This is a genomic window from Mycoplasma sp. 1890 (assembly GCF_053851615.1).
Genome location: NZ_JBSQAZ010000004.1, coordinates 1 through 21,218 on the forward strand (window position 1 = coordinate 1; position 21,218 = coordinate 21,218).

A 21,218-nucleotide genomic window follows, 5' to 3' on the forward strand; every position below is an offset into this window, starting at 1 on the left:
TCCATTTGTGTTGCCTAGTTAATAAATATGTGTCCAGGATTCTGGGTACATATCAAAGTTGAATTTTTTTGTGAAGTATGCTTGGCCTATTTTATTTTGTTTTTGGGTTAAATGTATTAGCTAAACCTGATGATAGTAGCTTTAAATTTATTGAAAAAGCAATTATAAATATTGATGCGGTTAAGAGATATCCAGGATTATTGGATACCAAACTAATTGCTTCTTTTAAAATGAAACCTATATTTATGCTATTTGAATCATTAATAAAATCTAGGAATGCTAATGAAGAAGCAATTAAGATATTAATAGAAAATCTTTCAACTAATATTATTAGAAAGTTTGCAAAAATTCTTTTGAAAATATGATTATAGGCAATTCTTCAATTTGATGCACCAACAGCCCTTGAAGCAACGATAAATTCTTGTGTTAGCAAGGAATTGATTTCTTCTTTTGCAAATTTGAAATATGAAATTCAGCAAATTATTGATAATGATATAAACAACCCATATAAACTTGTTCCGATAAAAATAGATAATAGAAAAACTCAAATAATTTCTGGGATAACACTAATAGAGTTAATTATTCTATCAATAAATCGTACAATTATATTTTGCTTATAAATATTTATAATAACCGCAAAATTAAAACCGATAAAAATATTAATAATAATTGCAGCAAGAATTATTAAAATAGTTGACCAAATAGATGTTATCGTTCTAGCATATATATCAATTCCTTGGTTGTTTGTTCCTAGAAATAAACCATTAGGAATTTCTATGGGCATATCTTTAGATAATTGTAAGAGATTTACTGCTTTGATTAGATTGTAAGGATTGTATGTTAAAGTAACAATATCTGTATAAATAGTTTGCTCTCCACCAATATCTCTCGCTGAGTCAAATTCAATTCAAAATATTAAGTTTCTATGTTCACTAGCTGCTGATTTTGCTTCCAGTTTTGCGATGTTTCTTATAAAATCTAATTCAACACCACGATTAAAGTTTTTTGTTATTTTTTGAGAAATATTTGATGGCAGGTCATTAACTAGTGTTGTATTTTCATTGATTGAGTGAGTAGGAGAGTTTTTAATTAAAAATGTGGCAATTAATAAAGCTAATATTAAAATAGCAAAGCATATAAAACAAATAAGATTAAATTTATTGGCAAAAAATCTTTTTCAGTATTGTTTTGCAGAATTTGTATGGATAACATAAGGATTCGAATTCGATTTTTTTTCTCTTGCAAAGTTAAATAGATTATTGTTCATTTTTACCTCGTTTATATTTTTTAAAAAGAAGTAAAGAAGTGAATTCGTTTTTCGGGCTCAACTTTATTATAGCGATTTTATTGATTAATAAAAGAAAACTTAGTAAAATAAAATTAAAGATAAAGTAAAACATAATAATATCTACTTCACCTTTTCTGAAAGCAAATGAAATTAATAAACTTTGGCCTGGGATTGAAAAAATTCTTTCAACTAAAATTGTTATTGTGAATAATAAAACATAGAGAACAAAAAATAAGTTGAGTTCGCCAATTAACAATTCTTTTAAAACAACTTTTTTTAGTAAATCACGCTTTTTCATTCCATATGTTTTTGCAAATAGATAATAATCTGATTTAATAATTTCAAACGTTTTTTTTCTTGATTTAGAAAAGAAGATAGCTACTGTTGGAAGTGAAGAAATTAGTATAGGAACTATTAGCGAAGCAAAGCTAAGTTTACTATTTAAAAACTGCGAGGGATAGCCAAATATGTCTGCACTTGATAAAGCAAGAATGCAAATAATTAAGATTGGTAAGGAACCTAAAAAAGAAATAATAATAGAGGTTATAACATCATATGATTTATTAAATTTATAAGCAGAAAACACTCCTAATATGTTGCCGACAATAAAGCTAATAATAAATACTGATAGACTTATTAAAAAGGTCCAACGAAATTGCCGTAGGTAGAGAAATAAAATGTTATTTTCAACACTTGCTAATTCATGAGAGTATATTTTTCCGGGATTAAATGTAAATAAATTTGTTAAAAAGGTCTTAAATCTAGCTCCATAGTTATGTGAAATTTGTGAATAAATAGCTATATTTTTTTTAATTTGAGGTTCAATTAAAACATTTATTGCAAAGAATATAATAACAATTGAAATAAAGAAAATAAAAAAATAGAAAGCAATATTTTTGAACAAGTTTATTTTAATTTTAGTTGTCATAATTTACCCCCTATTTTTAACTTTATCTATCATTGACGTATTTTGAATGCGTTATTCTTCGTGATGGTCATCGATGTTTTCTATTTGAATTGATTCTGTTTGAACTATTTTTTTGTCTGCGGTGTTATAGAAATTTATATTTAATATTAAGAAGTTATCTACAAATTTAGTTTTTGAATCATCAAAATTGATACTAAATTCAATATCATTTTTATTCTTATCAATTTTTTCGATTGGTAGTGTTTTTTGTAATTCTTCTAATAAATTTTTAAAGCCTTTTTCCTGCTCTGCTTTTAGTTTATTCAAGAAATTAGTTTGTGCTTCTTTTTCTTCAATTTTATTTTTTAATTTTGTTGTAAATTTTCAATTTGAAATCGTTTTTACAGGTTCGATTTTTTTGAAACCAATTAATGTAAATCTAATTGTAGTATTTAAAACCTTGAATTTAATATCTAGGTGGATTTCACCCTCATCATCATGCGAATGAGTTGAAGCGGAGATACTTAATTCTTCTTTTTCTCTTAATTCATTTTCGATAAAAATAATTGAATATTTTGAAAAAACTTTTTTAACATCTTCTCATTTTTTTGCTGATTTTAATTCCTTAACTACATCAGAAGCAATAACTTCTTCTTGATTTTCGGCTATTTTTTGAACAATTAATCCTGATTTTTCTTGTGTGTTTCTTTTATTGAAACTTGATATTGCTAATTTTATTTTTTCTAATAATGATTTAACCTTTTTTTCGTCTTTTTCATCTTTTTTAAGTTTATTTATCTCTTCTAGTATTTTTTGAGCATTCTCTTTTTCATTTAAATCTTCCTCGTATTTAATAATTTTTTGAATTTGGTCTTTTTTTGAAATAATTTGGTTGATTTCCGCAGTTGAATCGCCATTTTTATTACTACATGATGCAACTACTAATGGAGTGCTTAAAACTGCTATTAAAGGTGATAGTGATAAAAATAACTTTATGTTTTTTTTCATATATTTACCTCATTTAAAATTAAATTACTTTAATAAATTATAACAAAAATAGTTTAACTATATTTTTATTTTTTTTGCATTTTTGTCTTATTTATGCGATTTTTATTAAAATAATGTGAAAAATTAAATAAAATTTAAATTAACAAAGTAATTAATTAAAATTAATTATAAAATTGTTTCCAATTGGTATTATAAACTTGTTGCTGAAAGGTTAAGATGTTATATGAGTAAAAAAGATTTATTGATGTTAGAGAATCGAATAAATTCATGTACAACCTTTGGAGAATTTTTAAGAAATATTTTCACAATTGCCAATATTAAGACAAATGATGTTTGCAAAAGGATTAAAGCCGATCGAAGAAAAATATTTAACTTGTTAAACGATTTAAGAGATGATGTTAGTCTTAATTTAATTCAAGATTTAGAAAAAATGCTAGACCTAAAAATTGGCTATTTAACAAATAAATGATATTTTTTTAGAAATAATCTTAATGTTGGCCCATTGGATAAAGCAGAAATAATTAAAAGACTAGGCTGGGAGATACTTGAAAAAAATCGTTATCTTACTAATATCTTAGGTGATAATAGGCTTAGCCAGTCGCCAAGTGAAGAAGAAATAATTGAATTTCTTGAAAAATATTATGGAACATTGAACATTGAGGAATATTCAAAGTATATTTCAAAACATTTGTATATTAATCATTGCAAAATTACAAAACATAATAGAATCCCTTTTATTCGTTTTTGTGAATTATTCATTAGAGAAAATTTTAAAGGAAAAGACATTGCTTCAAGATCAAGATTTAAGGAATATTTACCAAAATTTGTTATTGTTAGATTAATTGATACACTGTTTAATGAAATTGATTCTTTTGATGAAAAAATTAGTAAAGTTTCTTTGCTTCTTAAAGATAGAAATATTGAGTTAATAAAACTACCCTATATTGAAAAAACAATGACAAGATCGATAACCTTTTCATTTGGTCCTAAAAAATATATTATTATAACTGATATGTATAATTCTGAAATATTGATTTTATTTTCATTATTTAGAGAAATTATGATTTGCTTTAATCCTTGATTATCAAGAGAAGAGTATTATGAAGAATTTAGAAAAAAATATGATATTTGAAGAGGATACAATAAGGCCAGAAATTTAAGAATGATTGATGATATTTTAGAAGGAATTAAGCAAATTTCTTTGCTTGATAAGAATAATGCTAATTTTTATGAAAATATTCTTGAAATTTATAAGAGCATTGCTAAAAAATATAAAAAAATAAAATTTTAGATGCTAAATATTTTAAAAACTACTAAAAATAAGTTGATTTATAACAAAATAAAAAAAACATAAAATAAAGGCTGATATCTTTTTTTATTTTTAATGTATTATATTTAAAATAAACTAATAATAATTTAAATTATGAATACCTAATAGAAATTAAGATATATTTAGCTTGGTTTTTTAAGTACTATATTAACTTAAAACTAATTAAATCAAGGAGGAAAATTATGAAAAAAACTATCTATCTAGCTGGCGGATGCTTTTGGGGTGTGCAAGCCTATTTTTCGCGTTTAAAAGGTGTTATAGAAACTAAGACTGGTTATGCAAACGGTAATACTGATGTAACCTCATATTATCAAATTAAATCAACCTTACATGCTGAGACAGTGAGAGTCATTTATGATAATGAGAAAATTTCTTTAGAGGAACTTGTTTTACACTTATTTAGAATTATTAATCCAGGATCCTTAAATAAGCAGGGAGGTGATATTGGTATCCAATATCGAACCGGTGTATACTATGATAATGAAAGTGATTTTACTAAATTAGAAAAGTTATTTAATATTTTAAAGGGAAATTATAGTGAATTTTATGTAGAACTTTTACCTCTCACAAATTTTGTAATCGCAGAAGAATATCATCAAGATTATTTGCAAAGAAATCCATCTGGTTATTGTCATGTAAGACTTGATATTGAACCTGAATTAAATGAGAGTGAGAAAAAAATTATTAATTTATTAAAATAAGATCATTATATTAATATAGGTAACGAGAAAAAAACATAGCAAGAAAAGCTATGTTTTTAGTTAAATCTATATTATTTCGTTTATTTTTTTAAAAAAATTCAAATATAGTTAACATAATACTTAGTAAAATTAATAAAAGATAACCTAAATCTATTTAATTTTTATTTTTTTAAGTATAAGTGAGGTAAATAAATGAATGAAGAAAAGAAAATAATTATTCCCAATCGCTTGCATTATAATGGCAATCAATATGTAGTTGATCATGAAACAAAAACAGTTAAATTAACTGCTGAATACCATAAAAACTTATTATCAAAAAAACCTGGTGAATTTGGCGGTTTTAGAAAAATAACTGGTTCAGCTCTTGGAGATATTTTAAAACTAACTCAGTTTAATAGCCCTTTTGCTGCATTTGCGAGAATAGCTAATTTTAGATTTCCAGTATTGGATCCGAAATATGTAAATGCCGGAGTTATTTTAGAACCTAAAATTCTTGAAAAAATTGAAAAATCATTCAATTTACCTATTCAACGGTTCCCTGCCGAAAAGTTTAACTATGATTATTTCAAAAATAATGTTTTCTTTGGCGGATTACCAGATGGCTATATTGCTGAAAAGAAGATGATTATTGAGATAAAAACCGTCGGAAGTAAAAAACTTGAATCTTGGAAACAAGGTATGATTAATGTTGCTTATTTAAAACAAGCACAATTATATTCGTATTTGATGGGGGCCAAACATTTTGCAATTATTGCTTGTTTTTTAGAAGAAGAAGATTACAAAGACCCTAATTTAGTTGACATAAATAATCGAGTTGTTAAGGGTTGACCTTTTGAAGTAAATGAAGAACAAGTCTTGGATGATATGGCAGCATGCAAAAAATGATATGATAAATACACAAAATTAGGTATTAGTCCCACTTGAAATAATAGTATAGATGTTGATATTGTAAAATATTTAGAATGTAAGAATTATGATGAATGAAAAAAATTATATCTAGAGTGAGTTAATGAAGGCAAGGCTGTGGCAGAGTATGAAAAATAAGGTAAGATATTCATTTAGCGATTTTTTAGTTGCTAATACTACACACCCATGGTTAGTATTTAATAGCATTGATGGCAATTTAGATTCAAGCCATGAAATTTTTGCAGGTAATTTTAATTTTGATTTAGAGGACGATAATGATTCTAGTGTCAATCATGAACTTATTAACTTTTATTTTGATAAAATAGACAATATTTCAAACGAGTTTGCGTCTAAATATTTAGATAAGGAAAAGCAAGACTATATCCAAGAACTCGACACCCTGGAAAAAATAGATTTTTTAAAGGAAACAGTTCGTAATAATCATGAATTAATTAATAACACAGTTGATGAAGATGTATATAAAAATTTAAATTTTCTTTTTTCCATTTTTACAACAGTTAATATTCTTTCCTCGGGCTTAGATACCGTTTATGATCAGGCAATTGATTTTTTAGTTGATTTTTATAAAGAAAGATATCATATAAAGGACGAAGAAATCAAATATATATCATTGAAGCAAAAGCAGGATGATGTATTGGCTGATACAATTAAATCAATAAATGAAAATTATCGCTTGATTATAAACCCAGCTTTTGAATATCAATCTTGTTATGCAAAAGTTGCTTTCTATGATACAAAATTAAAACATTTTGGTGATTTAATTTATTCGCAAAAAACGAATAGAAAAAATCTATTAAAGGCATATTGAAATTATAATATCATCACCAAATCACTAAATAGTGATATTAATGAGATATTTTTGTTAAAACCTAGATATCAAAAGAAAAAGAATGTAAGAAAAAATATCCTAAAGTTCAATCTATCAAAATATTGTTCTCCAAATAAAGGCGGCGTAGATATTAAACCTAATGATAAAGTCTTATTATCCGAGGATGAAGTTGAAGCTAAATATATTTGTGATCCTAATTTTGCATATGCAAAACCAGTAAGATCAAAAAAAACAAATAATTTATCAATCATTGACCATGTTAAAGGTGAATTGATTTCCGCTGGATACGATTTTAATGAGAAAAGATTGGCAAATATTGAAGAACACACAAAAAATATAAGTGATTATACGTGTTCATTTAAAGAGTTTATTTATTTGATTAATAATAGAGATTCGCTACAAATGGATTGAACTTTAACTAAGGATGATTTCATTGACAATTTTAATTCGAATATTTTCTTTTATAAATTAGTTGAAAAACAGTTCCCTAAATATAAATTTGGAAGCAAAAAAATATTAAAGCTAATTTCCGGTTTAAATAATGATGTTGATTTGCTAACAAAAAGAACTGTTAGTGAATTTTATGATAATAATCTTATTTCTATAAATCCAGAAATACAAAGCATTTATGAGTATAATGTAATAACGGATAAGAATGCCAAGATTGCTTGGTTTGATTTTGAAGGTGTAACATTACCTACTCCAATGCTCGATTATTTGCCAGCATGAAATCAAGTAATATCTCAAACATCAATTGTAAAGACGCAGAATGATGAAATTTATGAAAGTAATGATTATGTTTATGATCCTTTAACTTTTGATATCAATACATATAAAAAAATTATCGATGATTTATATGACCAAGAAATTTCATATTATATTATTTACAATATAAATTATGAGAAGAGCAGATTACTTGAAATAAAAGAGTCGCTTCATATTTATTGTTTACAAAATAAATTAGACGAGATTCAATTTAATGAATATGCAAAAAAAATCGATTTTATTGTAAACCGTCTTGTTGACATATGCAATTTTTTTTCTGGACGAAAACAGAAAATTTTTGTTGTAGATAGAATGATAAATCTAGGATATATTAATGGATCATATTCAATAAAAAAGATTGAATATTTTGTAACAAATAATAATTTAAATAAACATTTAAAATATAATATCACTCCATATTCAAAACTTAATGTTAAAAATGGTTCGGAGGCGCTAACAATTGCTACGACAAGAGCCCTAAATCTTATTAAGGATAATGAATGAAACCGAAAAATTAAAGATCTAAAAATTTATTGTCATAATGATGTTATGGCAATGTTAATGGCTGCAGAGCTAGTTAAGTATTTGTTAAAAAATAAGGACGAATATTTTGAGAATTTTTATAAATACAATAAATAATTAGAGAAAAAACAAGGAAAAATTTTATTGTTTTTTTGTTGTAATTCTAACATGAAAGCTAATTTCAAAAATCGCGGTATGTTATTAGAAACAATCATCAATCAAACGAGAGAGTTTTATTTTAAGAATAGCATTTGTATTATCCATAAGAAGAATCTTGATATTACTTTTAAATCTGTTCAATTGCATGATAAAAAGTTGAAACTAGATAATGCAATAATCAGTAGCAAAAGCTCTGTTGATTATTATGGAATATATAAAGGAAGGTTTTTGGCATTTGAGGCCAAAAGCACTGAATCTGATGTTTTACCTTTTAATAATATTAAACAGCATCAAATTGAATACCTTGACCTTATTAAAAAGCATAATGGTATTGCTTTTTGAATAATTTATTTTAAGCCTAAAAATTTATTTTTGTTAATTGAGCATCATATTTTGCAGGAAAAATTTAAAACAAAAAAAGCCCTTCACTATGAAGAAGCCTTGTGTTGAGGAAAAAAATTATCATTATCTTTTCCTGGAATATTGAACATAGTTGAGAATATTACTTTTTAATTTTTTGATATATTTCATCAACTTTTGATTTTAAAACATCTGAAAACTTAAATCTTGGGTCCATTTTTGAAGGAACTTCAATTTCCTCTTTTGTAATGTTATGCTGTTGGGTTTTTGCAGCTACATATTTGGAGGAAAAAACGCCGAAACCTGAAATAGTTATTTGTCTTGAATTAGCTAACTCTTCAATAATGATATCGACAACTTGATCAAAAATTGATTCAACCATTGCTTGTTGAAAGCCCGTTTCTTCCGATGTTTTTTTAATTAATTCTCTCTTTGTCATTATTCAGACTCCTTAATTTAATAAATAGTTTAAACCCTTTTAATTAAGCTATTAATAATAATTTGGGGATTTTCTTTATTATATACTATTTTGTAAATTCCTTCTATTAATGGTAAATTTAGTTTATTTTTAGATATATTTTGATGATAAATATATTTTAGGGCATATAACCCTTCGACGGTTGTTTGGCTATCATCTATTTTATTTTTTAGGAAGTTTAAACCATATTGGTAGTTTCTTGATTTTTCTGATAATCCTGTAAGAATTAAGTCGCCCAAGCCACATAAATCATATATTGTTTCGGTTTTAGCGCCTAAAAATTTTCCATATTTTACCATTTCTTTTAATCCCATAGTTAATAGCGCTGCCTGTGTATTGGTCGAATATCCTAATGATGCGATTATGCCCGATGCTATTGCTAGTATATTTTTATATATTGAGCCTATTTCAGCACCAATAACATCATCAATAGCCGAAACTGCAAATCAGTCATTTGTGAATATCGTTTTAACTTCATTAGCTTTATTTATATCCTTTGAAACGACATTGACAATTGTTATGTGTTTATTTATTATATCAATAGCAAAGGAAGGACCGATTAATGAAGTTATGCCTTTGATGTTTGTGTTATCTTTTGCCATTTCGACCATTTTGTTATGTACAAAACTGTTTGTATTAGGCCAAAAACCTTTTATTACATTAATAATTGTGACGTCGTTTTTGATTAATTTTATTAATTCTTCAAAAACAGGTGGAATAAATCTTGAAGGTATTGCTATGATGATAAATTCAACATTTTCTATTGCCTTTTCAAGGATTTTTGTTGTTTTGAAATTGGTAATTAATTTATTATCAAAATATTTTTTATTAAAGCCCTTTTTAAGGTCCTGCAATTCATTATCATTGATGCCATAAAATATAACGTCATGTCCGTTTTCAGCTAAAACATTTCCACATGCAGTACCCATTGCCCCGCTACCAAGAATAGCTATTCTTTTTTTCATAATTATTTGTCCTCTTTTTTATTTTTATTTTTTAGTATAAGGGTAATAGGTGTTCCACTGAAATCAAAATTTTGCCTTATTTGGTTTTCTATATATCTTAAATACGTAAAGTGCGCACATTTTTCATCATTTACAAATAATAAAAAAGTTGGAATTTTTCCATCAATTTGTCTTGCAAAGGTTATTGATAATCTTTTACCCTTAATGGGTGAAGCGGGTTTTATCATTTGTGCAGTCATCATTACTGAATTCAATTGATTGGTAACTATTTTTCTAGAAATATTGTTTTTAATTTTAATTATTTCATCTTTTAGTTTGTTTATTCTAACTCTGTTCTTAGCAGATATAAAAACAATAGGTGCTCAATCTACAAATTTTAATTTCTTAGAAAGATTTTTTTTGTAAATATCCATTGTATTGGTATCTTTTTCAATTAAATCTCATTTATTTACAATAATAATTAATGGTTTTTTTAAATCATAGGCAATCCCAATAATATTTTGGCTAAAATGACTAACTTCTTCTGTGGCGTCTAACATTAATAAACATAAATCAGCTTCTTGTATTGAATCTGTGGCTCGCATTAATGCATAGTGCTCGATGCTATTGGATAATTTACTTTTTCTTTTAATACCTGCTGTATCAATAATTTCAAATTCCTCATTTTCAATTTTTATTATTGAAGAGACAGAATCTCTAGTTGTTCCAGCAATATTCGATACAATAGAACGTTCCTCATTGGTAAGGGTGTTAAGTAGCGTGGATTTTCCGACATTAGGCGAGCCTAATATGGTAAGTTTAAAGTGATTTGTTTGTTTGTCATCATTAAAATTTAGATTTTTAACTATTTCATCTAGCAAATCGCCAACTCCATCGCCATGAATAGCGCTTATTGGAAAAATGCTTTGAAACCCTAATTTATATATTTGATTATCAAAAAATGTTTTTATATTTGATTCTAGCTTATTTAAAACAAGCAAAACTTTTTTGTTTGATTTTCTTAATAAACTAGCGACAAAAAAATCTTCTGATGTGATCGGTTCTCTACCATCAACTATGAAAACGATAATTTCAGATTCATTGATTGCTACTTCCGCTTGTTTTTTAATTTGCTCTTTAAAGTCTTCGTTTTCTTGTGTTATTCCTCCGGTATCAATAATATTAAAATCATATCCAGACCATTTTGCGCTATGATAAATTCTATCTCTAGTAACTCCAGGAGTATCATAAACAATTGATTTTCTTTTATCAATTATTTTGTTAAAAAGAGTTGATTTTCCGACATTAGGCTTTCCTATTAACGCTATTGTATTTTTCATTAGTTTAACCTCTTCTTGACCTCTTTTAGCATTACTAAAAAGTTTTCATCCACACTCATATTTGTTGAGTCAATCCTTATACTGCCTTCACTTTCTATTAATGGATCTATATCACGGTTTGTATCATTTTCATCTCTTATTTTAATTGATTCTAAAATTTCATCATATTTGGACTCTATACCAAGTAAATTATTTTGCTTTAAACGGCGATGAGCTCTAACTTCTGGTGTGGCTCATAAGAAGAATTTTGCTTCTGCATCTGGAAGAATACGGTAAGTAGCATCTCTTCCATCGACAATTATTCCCTTTTCTTGTGCGCCTTTTTTTTGAATGAATGTGTTAACTTTTAAACGTACAGATTGATATTTGGCAATTTCTGATGCATACAAAGAAACTCTATCCTCACGAATTTTTAGAGTAATATCTTCTCCTCTTAGAAAAATTTTTTCATCTTTTGTTATGAATAAGTCCTCAAAATTTCATGCTTTATTAATTTCTGATTCGTTATTAGAATCAATGCCATTTAATATAGCATTATATGCAATAGCACGATATAAATTTCCGCTACTTATAAAAATATAATTTAACTCACTAGCTAGCATTCTGGCCATTACAGTTTTGCCTACGCCGCTAGGTCCATCTATTGCGATATTAATTTTATTTTTCATTACTTATTTTCCTTCCTAAAGTCTTTTATGAGTTTTTCTAGTTGTTTATCAGTTTTTAGTTTGATAGGTTTAAATTTTTCTTGGATTGGTTGTTTTTTTAGCAAATAGATTAAATTTTTGATTAATAGTGTGATATCATCAGATTGATTATTATTTAATTTATTAAGTAAATCGTTTTGGTCGATGTCAAGGTTGTATTTTTGCGCTACTTTAATTAGTTTTATTGCGACTTGATGATCGCTTTTGATGATTGCCTTTAAATTGTTATAATTTTCCTTATCCTTACTCATATTTTAAACATCCAAGGTGAAAATTTTTATTTCATTATTGCTTTTAATTTTTTTGTTATTAATATTAACAAACTGATATTTGATGGTCAATTCATTAACACCTTTTTTTGGATTTCATAAAACATATTGGTCATTATCTTTTTCTTTAAACGGAACAATTTCAAAAGTTTTCTTTGGATATATGTCTTGTGCAGCATTAGTTTCATTTATCGCCTTAACAAATCATGAAAAAATTTCTTCTTGAAAATTATTGGCCTTGAAGATTTTATCTACTTCCTGTTTTAAGTTATTAATTTTAATTTTTAAATCTTCTAATTCCTGCATTTCTAAAGGAGTTTTTGATTCTTTTTCATTAATATCTTTTCGTTTTTCTTCATATTTCAGAATTTTTTCTTTAATTTTTTTGTTTATCTCATCATATTTGCTTACAATCTTTTCGGCTTCTTTTTTAATTTTTGGTCATTCTTTTGAAAACTCTGTGCCTTGATGTGTTTTTAAGGTATTTGATAAAAAAGTTACAACTTGGCTTGATTTATAATAGTATTTTGATTCAGGGGTGGATTTTATTTTATTTGTTTCAAAAACTCCACTTGCATATTCATAATTTAAAAAAACTTCATAATGAATTCTAAGGTCAAAAGGGTTATTTTGAATTCTTTCAACATCTGTAAAATGAAAATCTAAAAACTTTGATTTTTCAAAATCGAGGATAATATTAATTTTGTTTTTTAAAAATTTATCCGCGTCAAATGGTTTTGGCCGATTATTGAGGATTTTTCTTTGTTCAAAAGTAAGTTTGCTCTTGTTCATTTTAATAATATCTTTATAAGTATTATCAAAATCTTTGGTTCGGATTTCTGCAAGTTTTTGTTGATTTTTAAAATCTTCATACAAATTCTTAGCTTGCAACGATCCTATGATATTTTTTTCTAAGAGAATTTCCTTGGCTTTATTATTGAATTTATCAATTGACCAAAATTCTTTTTGAATTGTTTGACTATTTTTAACAATATAATATATAGCACCCGCTACTGCAGATAGAGTGACAGTTGGTATTACAAAAAGTGTTCAAAAGTCTGATTTTTCCCTAGCTTTCTTTTGCCTATTTTTCATGATTAATATTTTACATATTAATATTTTTTTTAAATAAAATAAAAATAAAATACATAGTATTTTACGAACTTATGTATTTTATTATTTTTTTGCTTTTTTTCTTCTGTAGAATTTTTTTACAGGATTATCAATGTTCTTAATAAAATTGCATTTAGGGAAAGCAGAGCAACCAATAAATTTTTGTTTAGTTAGTCTTGTATAGCGATAAACGAGTTCTGCATTGCATAAAGGGCAGCTTTCATTTGGTTTAGCTGGCTCCAAAATAGTAACATTTAATTGATCCTTTATATCTTCATATCGTTCATTGAAACTATCTCAGAATTTTTTCATTAAAGTTTTGTATTCTTCTTTTCCTTCTGAAATTAAGTCTAATTTTTCCTCAACCTTAGCTGTATATTCTTCATTAATAGTTCTTGGGAAACTTGTTAAAAGTTTTTCAAGAACAACCTTTCCGAATTCTGTGGGTACTAGATGTCCGTCAATTGGTTCAACAAATATTCTTTGTTTTAATACTTTTATTGTTGATGCAAATGTTGAAGGCCTTCCAACTTTAATATCATCAAGTTTTTTAATTAATGAACCTTCGCTATAACGTGCAGGCGGCAATGTTTTTTTGTCCTCTTTAATAAAATCTTTTGCCTTGATGATATCGCCAATTTTAATATTTGGAATATTAATTAATGACTCTTTGCCTGAATAAATATAATAACCGTCAAAAAGTATTCTACTATACGACATTCTAAAATTATTGTTCCCGTTATGTAAATTAAATCTTACAATTTCTTTTTCAGGACAGCTCATTAGTGACATTATTGTTTTATCATAAATCATCTTATATATTTCAAAATCGATATTGTTAAGATTATACTTTTGTAATGCTAATTCTGGTGTTAATTCAATGTATGTGGGTCTAATTGCTTCGTGAGCATCTTGAGCGCCAGAAAAACCTTTTATTTCTTTAGCTACATATTGGCTACCATATTGTTCAGTTATGTATTTACGAGCTTTTTTAACAAATGTTTCACTTAATCTAGTTGAATCAGTTCTGGGGTATGAAATTAACCCGTTTTCAAAAAGTTTTTGGGCTGATGATTGCACTGCCTGGGAATTGTGTTTTGCTTCCTTGTATAAAACTGATTGTTTAAAAGGTGTATAAGCCGATTCCTTGCGTTTAGAAACATTGATGTCATCAACAATTAGTTCATAGTTGCTATTTAATAATTCAAAAAGTATTTTTTCACCTTGTTCATTGGTTAACCAAGTATTATCTTCATATTTTTTGTCTTTTTTTAAGTACAAAGGAATGTTGACATCATTATCTATAATTGCTTCAATTTTTGAATAAATTATTGGATCAAATGTTTCAATTTCGCGCTCACGATCACAAACTAGTTTTAAAGCAATGGATTGCACTCTTCCTGCCGAAGGGTTAGTAGGAGCATTTTTTACCTTTTGCATCATTAATTGTGATAGTCTAAAGCCTATAATTCTATCTAGCATCCTTCTTGACTTTTGTGCTCTTACAAGGTTTTCGTCTATTTCAGAAGGATTTTCAACTGCTAATTTTATTGCTTCATCTGTAATTTCATTATATCTTATTCTTTTGTATTTATCTTTTAATTTTAAGGTTGAAATTAGATTACTTGCTATTGCTTCGCCTTCGCGATCGGGGTCAGTTGCAATTAGAACTTCGCTAGCATTTTTAGTTGCTTTTTTTAAATCTGAAATGGTTGACTTTTTCATTGGATCAGGAATCATTTCTGGTTCTCAATTTTCGAAATCTATTCCAAGATTATTTGTGCCCGATGTTGCCATTTTTAAAATATGCCCTGAACTAGCAATAACTTTAATTTGATCACCAACAATTTTTTGAATTGTTTTAATTTTATTTGGTGATTCGACAATCATTATTTTTTCTGACATAAGCTAAGCCTCTCTTCTGAGTAAAATATTTTAAAATGTTATCAAAAATAATAGCACAATTTTATTTTAAAAAACGAATTAAAAAAACGATTAGAATTTTTTTAATCATTCTTCTCGTTTTGTATCACTTGTATTTTTAAATATTTCCTTAATTTGAGAATTATCACTCTTGCTTAATTTAGGAACATATAAATCAAATTTAATGAATAAATCGCCCTTGGAACTAGAATTTTTATATGGGTATCCGCAATTTTTGATTTTAAATGGTTCATTTATTTTAATGCTATGGTCTAACTTAATTTTTTTTGTTCCGTATGGTGTTGGAACATTAATTTCCTCTTCGAGTAATAAGCTCTTAATTGATAAAGGCATTTCAATGTAAAGATCATTATTTATTTTTTTGTATTTTTTGCTAGGTTTAATAGCGAATACTATATATAAATCTCCAATATTATTTCCGTTTGATGAAGGTTTTCCAAAGCCAACAATTCTAATTGTATCCCCATCCTCAATCCCAACCGGAATATTTATCTTTTGAATAGTCTTTGAATTTACTGTTTTTTTGCCGTGACATTGATGGCATATCTTATTTATTTTCTTGCCCAATCCTAAACATACTGGACATGGCTTTATGGTAGTAAATATTGCAACTCTTTGTTGTATTTTTCCAGAACCATGGCAATTATTACATAAAATTACATCAGAAGGGGTGTCTGCACCGCTGCCCTTACAATGACTGCAAACATCATATTTATCCAGGTTAAGATCAATTGTTTTTCCATATAGTGCATCTTCAAAATCAATGTTTAATATTAGTTGTAGATCTTGACCTCTTTGATGGTTTGATTCATCAAAATTTGAAAATGATCCAAAAATATCCCCAAAGATATCAGCGCCAGAAAAACCTCCGCTAAAACCCTCAAAAAAACTACGGAAAATATCCTCCGAATCCCCGAATTGATATCCATTAGCATCAAATGCGTTATGACCAAATTTATCATATTTTGCTCTTTTATTTGTGTCTGATAAAATTTCATATGCTTCTGATATTTCTTTAAATTTTTCTTCAGCATCAGCATTTTTGTTTTTGTCTGGATGATATTGCATTGCCAATTTACGGTAGGCAGCTTTGATTTCCTTTTCGGTCGCACTTTTGTTTATGCCTAAAACTTCATAATAGTCTCTTTTATTCATCATAATAATAAAATTTTAGCACATTTTTAATTAGAGTGCTATTTTTTAAGGTCATCATATTTTAGAATTGCAATTCTAAAATTTTTATTAATATCTTTTTTAAATGTGACATTAGAATATTCCTTTTCAATTCATTCTTTAGCATAATCATCAATTTCAAGAATTAAGTAACCATTATTTTTTAAGAAATTTGGTGCTTCTTTTGTAATTTTTTTATAAAAAAATAATCCATTATCCTTGGCAAATAGCGCTTGCTTTGGTTCTCATTTTAAAGAAGAAGAAAATAAATGTTTCTTGTTTAAATAGGGTGGGTTGGAGATAATTAAATCAAATTTTTTGTTTATTTTTTTAAATAAATTACTTCTTATAATATTGTATTTTGATAGATTATTAATTTTTGCATTTAATTTAGTTTGTTTGATTGCTTGTCTTGAAATATCTGATAATGTTACATTACATCCTATATTTTTGCAAATAGCAAGACCAATAAAACCTGAACCGCAGCATAAATCTAGGACATCAGAATATTTGCTAATGTAATTATATGATTCGATGATAACCTCTTCTGTTTCGTATCGTGGAATTAATACATTATATCTAATATCGATATGGATATTTTGCATTGTTTGATATCCGATAATTTTTTGTACCGGATAGTCCTTTTTTAATAATTTTTCTTCCTTTTTTGAAACAAAAAGAGGTAGCTCATATCTTCTTTTTTCTTGTAGCAATACCTCTTTTTTAATCATTATAAACCTGCTTCTTTTATTTTGTGAGCTTTTTCATCAGCAATTAGCGCCTCAATAATTTTTTTCAAATCACCTTCCATAACTATTTTTAAGGAAGTTGAAAACCCGATTCTATGATCTGTAACCCGATCTTGTGGATAGTTGTAAGTTCTAATTTTTTCACTTCTTTCTCCGGTACCCGCAAGTTTTCGAAGTCCACTTTCTTCTTCTTCGCGCTTTTGAACTTCTAGTTCATAAAGTCTACTTTTTAATACTTTTAAAGCAGTTTCTTTATTTTGGATTTGACTTCTTTCATCCTGTGATGTAACTACTATTCCAGATGGTTTGTGTGTAATTCTAACTGCAGAGTCTGTTGTGTTAACTGACTGGCCTCCTGCTCCTGAAGATCTAAACACATCAATCTCGATTTCATCAGGCTTAATTTCGATATGAACGTTATCATCTACTTCAGGTAAAACCGTAACTGTCGCTGTTGAAGTATGAACTCTTCCCTGTGTTTCAGTTAATGGTACTCTTTGGACTCGATGAACTCCTCTTTCAAATTTCATTTTTGAAAACACTTTTTCACCCTTTATACTAAAAACTATCTGACTATATCCACCTGCTGAACCGTATGTGTAATCAATAATTTTTATTTTAAATCCCATTTCTTCACAAAATTTTTGGTACATTCTAAACAAATCACCTGAAAAAATATTGGCCTCATCGCCGCCAGCAGCCCCGCGAATTTCCACAATAACATCTCTTTCATCGTTTTCATCAACGGGCAATAGTAATTCTTTTATTGTTTCTTCGAGTTCATGCATCTGTTCTATTTGTCTATTAATATCATTTCTTGCTAATTCAATCAATTCAGCATCTTTTTCATTGTTAATAATATCTTTTGATAATAAGTATAGTTCTTCAATATCTTGGTATTTTTTGAATGATACATAGATATCTTCAATGCTTGCTTTTTCTTTAGATATTTTTGTGTATTGTTTGATGTTGTTATAGATTTCAGGATCGTTTAGTTTTTGTTCTAATTCCAGGAATTGCTTCTTTATTGAGCATAGAGATTCATACATTGTTTTTTCCATAGTAATAAAAGTATATTTTAAATTACTATAATTTGCGTCAAATTTATTAAAAATAATATGCATTTTTTTATATAATTATTAGCGTATTAAATATTGCCGTCATAGCTCAGGGGCAGAGCACTTCCATGGTAAGGAAGGGGTCGCTGGTTCAATTCCAGTTGACGGCACCATATGTTTAATTGCCAAAAGCCAATTCAATTGGCTTTTATTTTGCTTTTTGTAGAAAAATAGAACAACCTTAGTTGTTCTATTAAAACATTTATTAATGATATGGCACGGGTAGCAAGACTCGAACTCACAACACACGGGGTTGAAGCCCGTTGTTCTACCATTGAACTATACCCGTATAAGAAACGCTCATAGAATATTATACATTTTTTTTCTATTTTGTATATTTTTGCTCTATTATGTAAATAATATCACCAATGGTTTTTAATTTTATTAGTTCTTCGTCTTTTATTTCTATTTTTAGTTTTACTTCAATATCTGAAACTAATAGAACCAGATCTAAACTATCGATATCAAGATCCTTAATTAATGTTTCGTTATTAAAAATTTTTTTTGTATGTTTTTTAAGTTCGTTAAATACTAATTCTTTAAAATTCATAAATATTATTATAACTTATTTGTATTTATCTTGTATGTTACAACACTTTTTTCTTTTTCACTGCTCCATTTAAAAGTTATTAACAAATTTTGGTCATCAATTTGTTTGTAAGCATATTCAACTTCGCCTTCAGTTACAAGCATTCTATTTATGATGTCTTTTATGATATAAACTATCATGTCTTCATCAATTCAAGCCTGCCCGTTTCTATAGTTTAATTTGTCATAATAGTCACTGCTCTTTATATTAGGGAAAACATCATTTCAATTAATATTTTTCTTTTCCTGTGGTTCTATGTATGAATCTTCTTTATGGTCATTTTGTTCCAATTCATTCTCTTTATTTTTTAAATCTTTTTGTTGTTGGCTTTTTTTAATTGATAGTTTATTAGTTTTGTCGTTTAATTTTTCTTTTTGAATAGTATCGACTTGGCTACTTTCTTTTTCTTTGTTTTTTTGTTGTAATACTACAAATGCTGTCGCCAACCCAGCACAACCACCAATCGCTATGGTTAATGATGTTCATAATAATAATTTTTTACTTTTTTCACTCATTATTTACCTCCTATTTGTTCTATTGATTGCAAAGAGTTTGCCATTTTGATTACGTCCGCAAAATTATCATATTTAATTTTGTGCCATTTTTCATCTGTAAGTCAACCTTTAATTGATCTTGTATTCATTCTTATTAATCCATTGTTGATATCAAAAAAAGGTTTTTCAATTTCTTGTGAATAACTCATTTTAAAGGACTTTAAATTTTTGCCTATATCAAGGTTAATTTCATAACCATATGTTCCCTTGTATTTTAATGGTATTAGAATCCCTAATTTTGCATTAAGGTTTTGATTATTTACCATAACAGTATCTGAAAATTTATCATAATAAGAATATGTATCTATAACTAAGTCAGCATTATTAAAATTATGATAGCTAAGCTTAGTATCATACTTATTTTTTGCGTAGTCATAAATGTTTGCAGATGAAAATGTTAAATCATAAATATCACTATTATCTAGAATGTATTCTTCATTAGTCTCTTGATCGCTTTTGGCAATTTTTAGTGATAATAGTTTGATGTTATGAATTCCTTGTTTTAAATTGTTAGTATTAAAGAATAAATTCAAATATTTTGTTTTGAATTTATGGTTAATTATGTTCTTATTAATGCGGTCTGGTAGTGATTTTATTTCAATCTCACTTAATACATTTATGGCCTTCGTATTATTTAGATTTATATTTTTAGATCTTGGATTGTTTTTAATTCAATAGGTAAATGCTTTTGCTTGATATCATAAATTTCTCACCTTATATTCAATTTCAAAATTGATATTTGCTATGTCATTAAATTCCAATTTATTTTTAGAATCATTATCACTATTATAAGTTAGTATAAAATGCCCACTATTATATTCATATTTTGGCTTGAATTCTATTATTTTATTATTAATTAGTCCATTAACTCTTATGGCTTCTATTTCTTTTAATGGATTTTTATGCTCAAATGTAATAATGAATTTATCGCTTCTTATAATGCGTCTGATTTTAATTGTGGTTAATTCATTGAAACTATTTCAGTTTTCTAAATATTTTCTTTGTTTTGCATTTATGATATATTCTTCCATTCACTGTTCTTGCTTATTTTCTAATGAATTAAGTTTAGGGGTTTCATTAAAAGCAATAAACATAATCTATAAATAGGTCTACTAAATAATTTAATTTCTTATAATAAGCATTTTTAGATCAGTTTTCAAGATATCACGACGAATCACTATCTACTGTAATGAAATCATTAATGAAGATTTTTTTATAGTCCTCACTTAGCGAACTTATGAAAAAATCTAACAATCCTACATTCTTAGTATCTTTCATGTTGTTTTGTATTCTTTTAAGTTTTTGATTTAGGCAAAAATCAATTATAAAAGCTCGTTTTCTTTGCAAACTCATACTTTTAAGATTTTTAATTTTGTTTTCCAACATTTTTCCTCCTGCTTTAATTAAATTAGATAAATCAAAAAGATAAATAAAAAAGAAACTA

22 protein-coding genes and 2 tRNA genes are annotated in these 21,218 nt (G+C 26.8%); 6 read left to right on the forward strand and 18 right to left on the reverse strand.

Annotated elements, in window-relative coordinates; genetic code table 4:
- Nucleotides 1-91 precede the first annotated feature (91 nt).
- Genes ACWXVO_RS01175 through ACWXVO_RS01185 form a run of 3 tightly spaced genes read right to left on the reverse strand, consistent with a single transcriptional unit; the run spans nucleotide 92 to nucleotide 3,203 of the window.
- Nucleotides 92-1,267 (reverse strand): ABC transporter permease subunit, encoded by a 1,176-nt coding sequence (locus ACWXVO_RS01175; RefSeq protein WP_456002054.1) that lies wholly within the window; start codon nucleotides 1,265-1,267, stop codon nucleotides 92-94.
- Nucleotides 1,257-2,216 (reverse strand): ABC transporter permease subunit, encoded by a 960-nt coding sequence (locus ACWXVO_RS01180; protein ID WP_456002057.1) that lies wholly within the window; start codon nucleotides 2,214-2,216, stop codon nucleotides 1,257-1,259. The genes ACWXVO_RS01175 and ACWXVO_RS01180 overlap by 11 nt, the downstream gene beginning before the upstream one ends.
- Nucleotides 2,217-2,267: 51 nt before the next feature.
- Nucleotides 2,268-3,203 (reverse strand): Vmc-like lipoprotein signal peptide domain-containing protein, encoded by a 936-nt coding sequence (locus ACWXVO_RS01185; RefSeq protein ID WP_444705096.1) that lies wholly within the window; start codon nucleotides 3,201-3,203, stop codon nucleotides 2,268-2,270.
- Nucleotides 3,204-3,426: 223 nt separating this feature from the next.
- Here ACWXVO_RS01185 and ACWXVO_RS01190 point away from each other — a divergent pair, with 223 nt between their 5' ends.
- From ACWXVO_RS01190 to recU, 5 genes are all read left to right on the forward strand, one after another.
- Entirely contained in the window at nucleotides 3,427-4,494 is a 1,068-nt protein-coding gene (locus ACWXVO_RS01190) for a hypothetical protein (RefSeq protein WP_456002060.1), read from the forward strand.
- A 221-nt stretch (nucleotides 4,495-4,715) separates the two neighbouring features.
- On the forward strand, nucleotides 4,716-5,234 hold the full coding sequence (gene msrA / locus ACWXVO_RS01195; protein WP_438340778.1) for a peptide-methionine (S)-S-oxide reductase MsrA: 519 nt from the start codon (nucleotides 4,716-4,718) through the stop codon (nucleotides 5,232-5,234).
- A gap of 192 nt (nucleotides 5,235-5,426) precedes the next feature.
- Nucleotides 5,427-6,278: an MAGa7180 family putative nuclease gene (locus ACWXVO_RS01200; protein WP_438340779.1), complete on the forward strand. Its 852-nt coding sequence runs from the start codon at nucleotides 5,427-5,429 to the stop codon at nucleotides 6,276-6,278.
- Complete coding sequence (locus ACWXVO_RS01205; protein WP_456002063.1) at nucleotides 6,268-8,394, forward strand: UU173 family protein; 2,127 nt, start codon at nucleotides 6,268-6,270, stop codon at nucleotides 8,392-8,394. Before ACWXVO_RS01200 ends, ACWXVO_RS01205 begins: the two co-directional genes overlap by 11 nt.
- Before the next feature lie 51 nt (nucleotides 8,395-8,445).
- On the forward strand, nucleotides 8,446-8,949 hold the full coding sequence (gene recU, locus ACWXVO_RS01210; RefSeq protein WP_438340781.1) for a Holliday junction resolvase RecU: 504 nt from the start codon (nucleotides 8,446-8,448) through the stop codon (nucleotides 8,947-8,949).
- Here the strand turns inward: recU and ACWXVO_RS01215 are convergent.
- From ACWXVO_RS01215 to prfA, 10 genes are all read right to left on the reverse strand, one after another.
- Nucleotides 8,939-9,235 (reverse strand): HU family DNA-binding protein, encoded by a 297-nt coding sequence (locus ACWXVO_RS01215; RefSeq protein WP_438340782.1) that lies wholly within the window; start codon nucleotides 9,233-9,235, stop codon nucleotides 8,939-8,941. The two genes, recU and ACWXVO_RS01215, sit on opposite strands and share 11 nt — an antisense overlap.
- Before the next feature lie 29 nt (nucleotides 9,236-9,264).
- Entirely contained in the window at nucleotides 9,265-10,239 is a 975-nt protein-coding gene (locus tag ACWXVO_RS01220) for an NAD(P)H-dependent glycerol-3-phosphate dehydrogenase (RefSeq protein WP_456002066.1), read from the reverse strand.
- A gap of 2 nt (nucleotides 10,240-10,241) precedes the next feature.
- Entirely contained in the window at nucleotides 10,242-11,558 is a 1,317-nt protein-coding gene (der, locus tag ACWXVO_RS01225) for a ribosome biogenesis GTPase Der (protein WP_444705100.1), read from the reverse strand.
- Nucleotides 11,558-12,226 (reverse strand): (d)CMP kinase, encoded by a 669-nt coding sequence (cmk, locus tag ACWXVO_RS01230; RefSeq protein ID WP_455994567.1) that lies wholly within the window; start codon nucleotides 12,224-12,226, stop codon nucleotides 11,558-11,560. Before cmk ends, der begins: the two co-directional genes overlap by 1 nt.
- Nucleotides 12,226-12,516 carry a hypothetical protein gene (locus ACWXVO_RS01235; RefSeq protein ID WP_444705101.1) on the reverse strand — a complete coding sequence of 97 codons (291 nt, stop codon included), beginning with the start codon at nucleotides 12,514-12,516 and terminating at the stop codon, nucleotides 12,226-12,228. Before ACWXVO_RS01235 ends, cmk begins: the two co-directional genes overlap by 1 nt.
- Before the next feature lie 3 nt (nucleotides 12,517-12,519).
- On the reverse strand, nucleotides 12,520-13,629 hold the full coding sequence (locus ACWXVO_RS01240) for a hypothetical protein (protein ID WP_456002069.1): 1,110 nt from the start codon (nucleotides 13,627-13,629) through the stop codon (nucleotides 12,520-12,522).
- 81 nt (nucleotides 13,630-13,710) lie between these two features.
- A complete protein-coding gene (gene topA, locus ACWXVO_RS01245) occupies nucleotides 13,711-15,552 on the reverse strand; it encodes a type I DNA topoisomerase (protein WP_456002072.1) in 1,842 nt (613 codons plus the stop codon).
- 90 nt (nucleotides 15,553-15,642) lie between these two features.
- Entirely contained in the window at nucleotides 15,643-16,749 is a 1,107-nt protein-coding gene (gene dnaJ, locus ACWXVO_RS01250; protein ID WP_456002075.1) for a molecular chaperone DnaJ, read from the reverse strand.
- Between the two features lie 35 nt (nucleotides 16,750-16,784).
- Nucleotides 16,785-17,495 carry a peptide chain release factor N(5)-glutamine methyltransferase gene (locus ACWXVO_RS01255; protein WP_438340790.1) on the reverse strand — a complete coding sequence of 237 codons (711 nt, stop codon included), beginning with the start codon at nucleotides 17,493-17,495 and terminating at the stop codon, nucleotides 16,785-16,787.
- Nucleotides 17,495-18,574 carry a peptide chain release factor 1 gene (gene prfA / locus ACWXVO_RS01260; RefSeq protein ID WP_438340791.1) on the reverse strand — a complete coding sequence of 360 codons (1,080 nt, stop codon included), beginning with the start codon at nucleotides 18,572-18,574 and terminating at the stop codon, nucleotides 17,495-17,497. The genes ACWXVO_RS01255 and prfA overlap by 1 nt, the downstream gene beginning before the upstream one ends.
- 95 nt (nucleotides 18,575-18,669) lie before the next feature.
- On the opposite strand from prfA, the gene ACWXVO_RS01265 reads away from it, so the two are divergent.
- Nucleotides 18,670-18,744: transfer RNA gene (locus ACWXVO_RS01265), tRNA-Thr, on the forward strand.
- 101 nt (nucleotides 18,745-18,845) lie between these two features.
- On the opposite strand, the gene ACWXVO_RS01270 is transcribed toward ACWXVO_RS01265, so the two are convergent.
- The 5 genes from ACWXVO_RS01270 to ACWXVO_RS01290 all read right to left on the reverse strand — a co-directional run bounded on the left by ACWXVO_RS01270 (nucleotide 18,846) and on the right by ACWXVO_RS01290 (nucleotide 21,160).
- Nucleotides 18,846-18,920, reverse strand: a tRNA-Trp gene (locus ACWXVO_RS01270).
- A 36-nt stretch (nucleotides 18,921-18,956) separates the two neighbouring features.
- Nucleotides 18,957-19,181 (reverse strand): phosphopantetheine-binding protein, encoded by a 225-nt coding sequence (locus tag ACWXVO_RS01275; RefSeq protein WP_438340792.1) that lies wholly within the window; start codon nucleotides 19,179-19,181, stop codon nucleotides 18,957-18,959.
- 8 nt (nucleotides 19,182-19,189) lie between these two features.
- Nucleotides 19,190-19,735 (reverse strand): MHO_1590 family protein, encoded by a 546-nt coding sequence (locus tag ACWXVO_RS01280; RefSeq protein ID WP_438340793.1) that lies wholly within the window; start codon nucleotides 19,733-19,735, stop codon nucleotides 19,190-19,192.
- Nucleotides 19,735-20,868 carry an MHO_1580 family protein gene (locus tag ACWXVO_RS01285; protein ID WP_456002078.1) on the reverse strand — a complete coding sequence of 378 codons (1,134 nt, stop codon included), beginning with the start codon at nucleotides 20,866-20,868 and terminating at the stop codon, nucleotides 19,735-19,737. The genes ACWXVO_RS01280 and ACWXVO_RS01285 overlap by 1 nt, the downstream gene beginning before the upstream one ends.
- Nucleotides 20,852-21,160, reverse strand: a complete 309-nt coding sequence (locus ACWXVO_RS01290; RefSeq protein WP_444705106.1) for an MG284/MPN403 family protein — start codon at nucleotides 21,158-21,160, stop codon at nucleotides 20,852-20,854. The genes ACWXVO_RS01285 and ACWXVO_RS01290 overlap by 17 nt, the downstream gene beginning before the upstream one ends.
- Nucleotides 21,161-21,218: the final 58 nt, after the last annotated feature.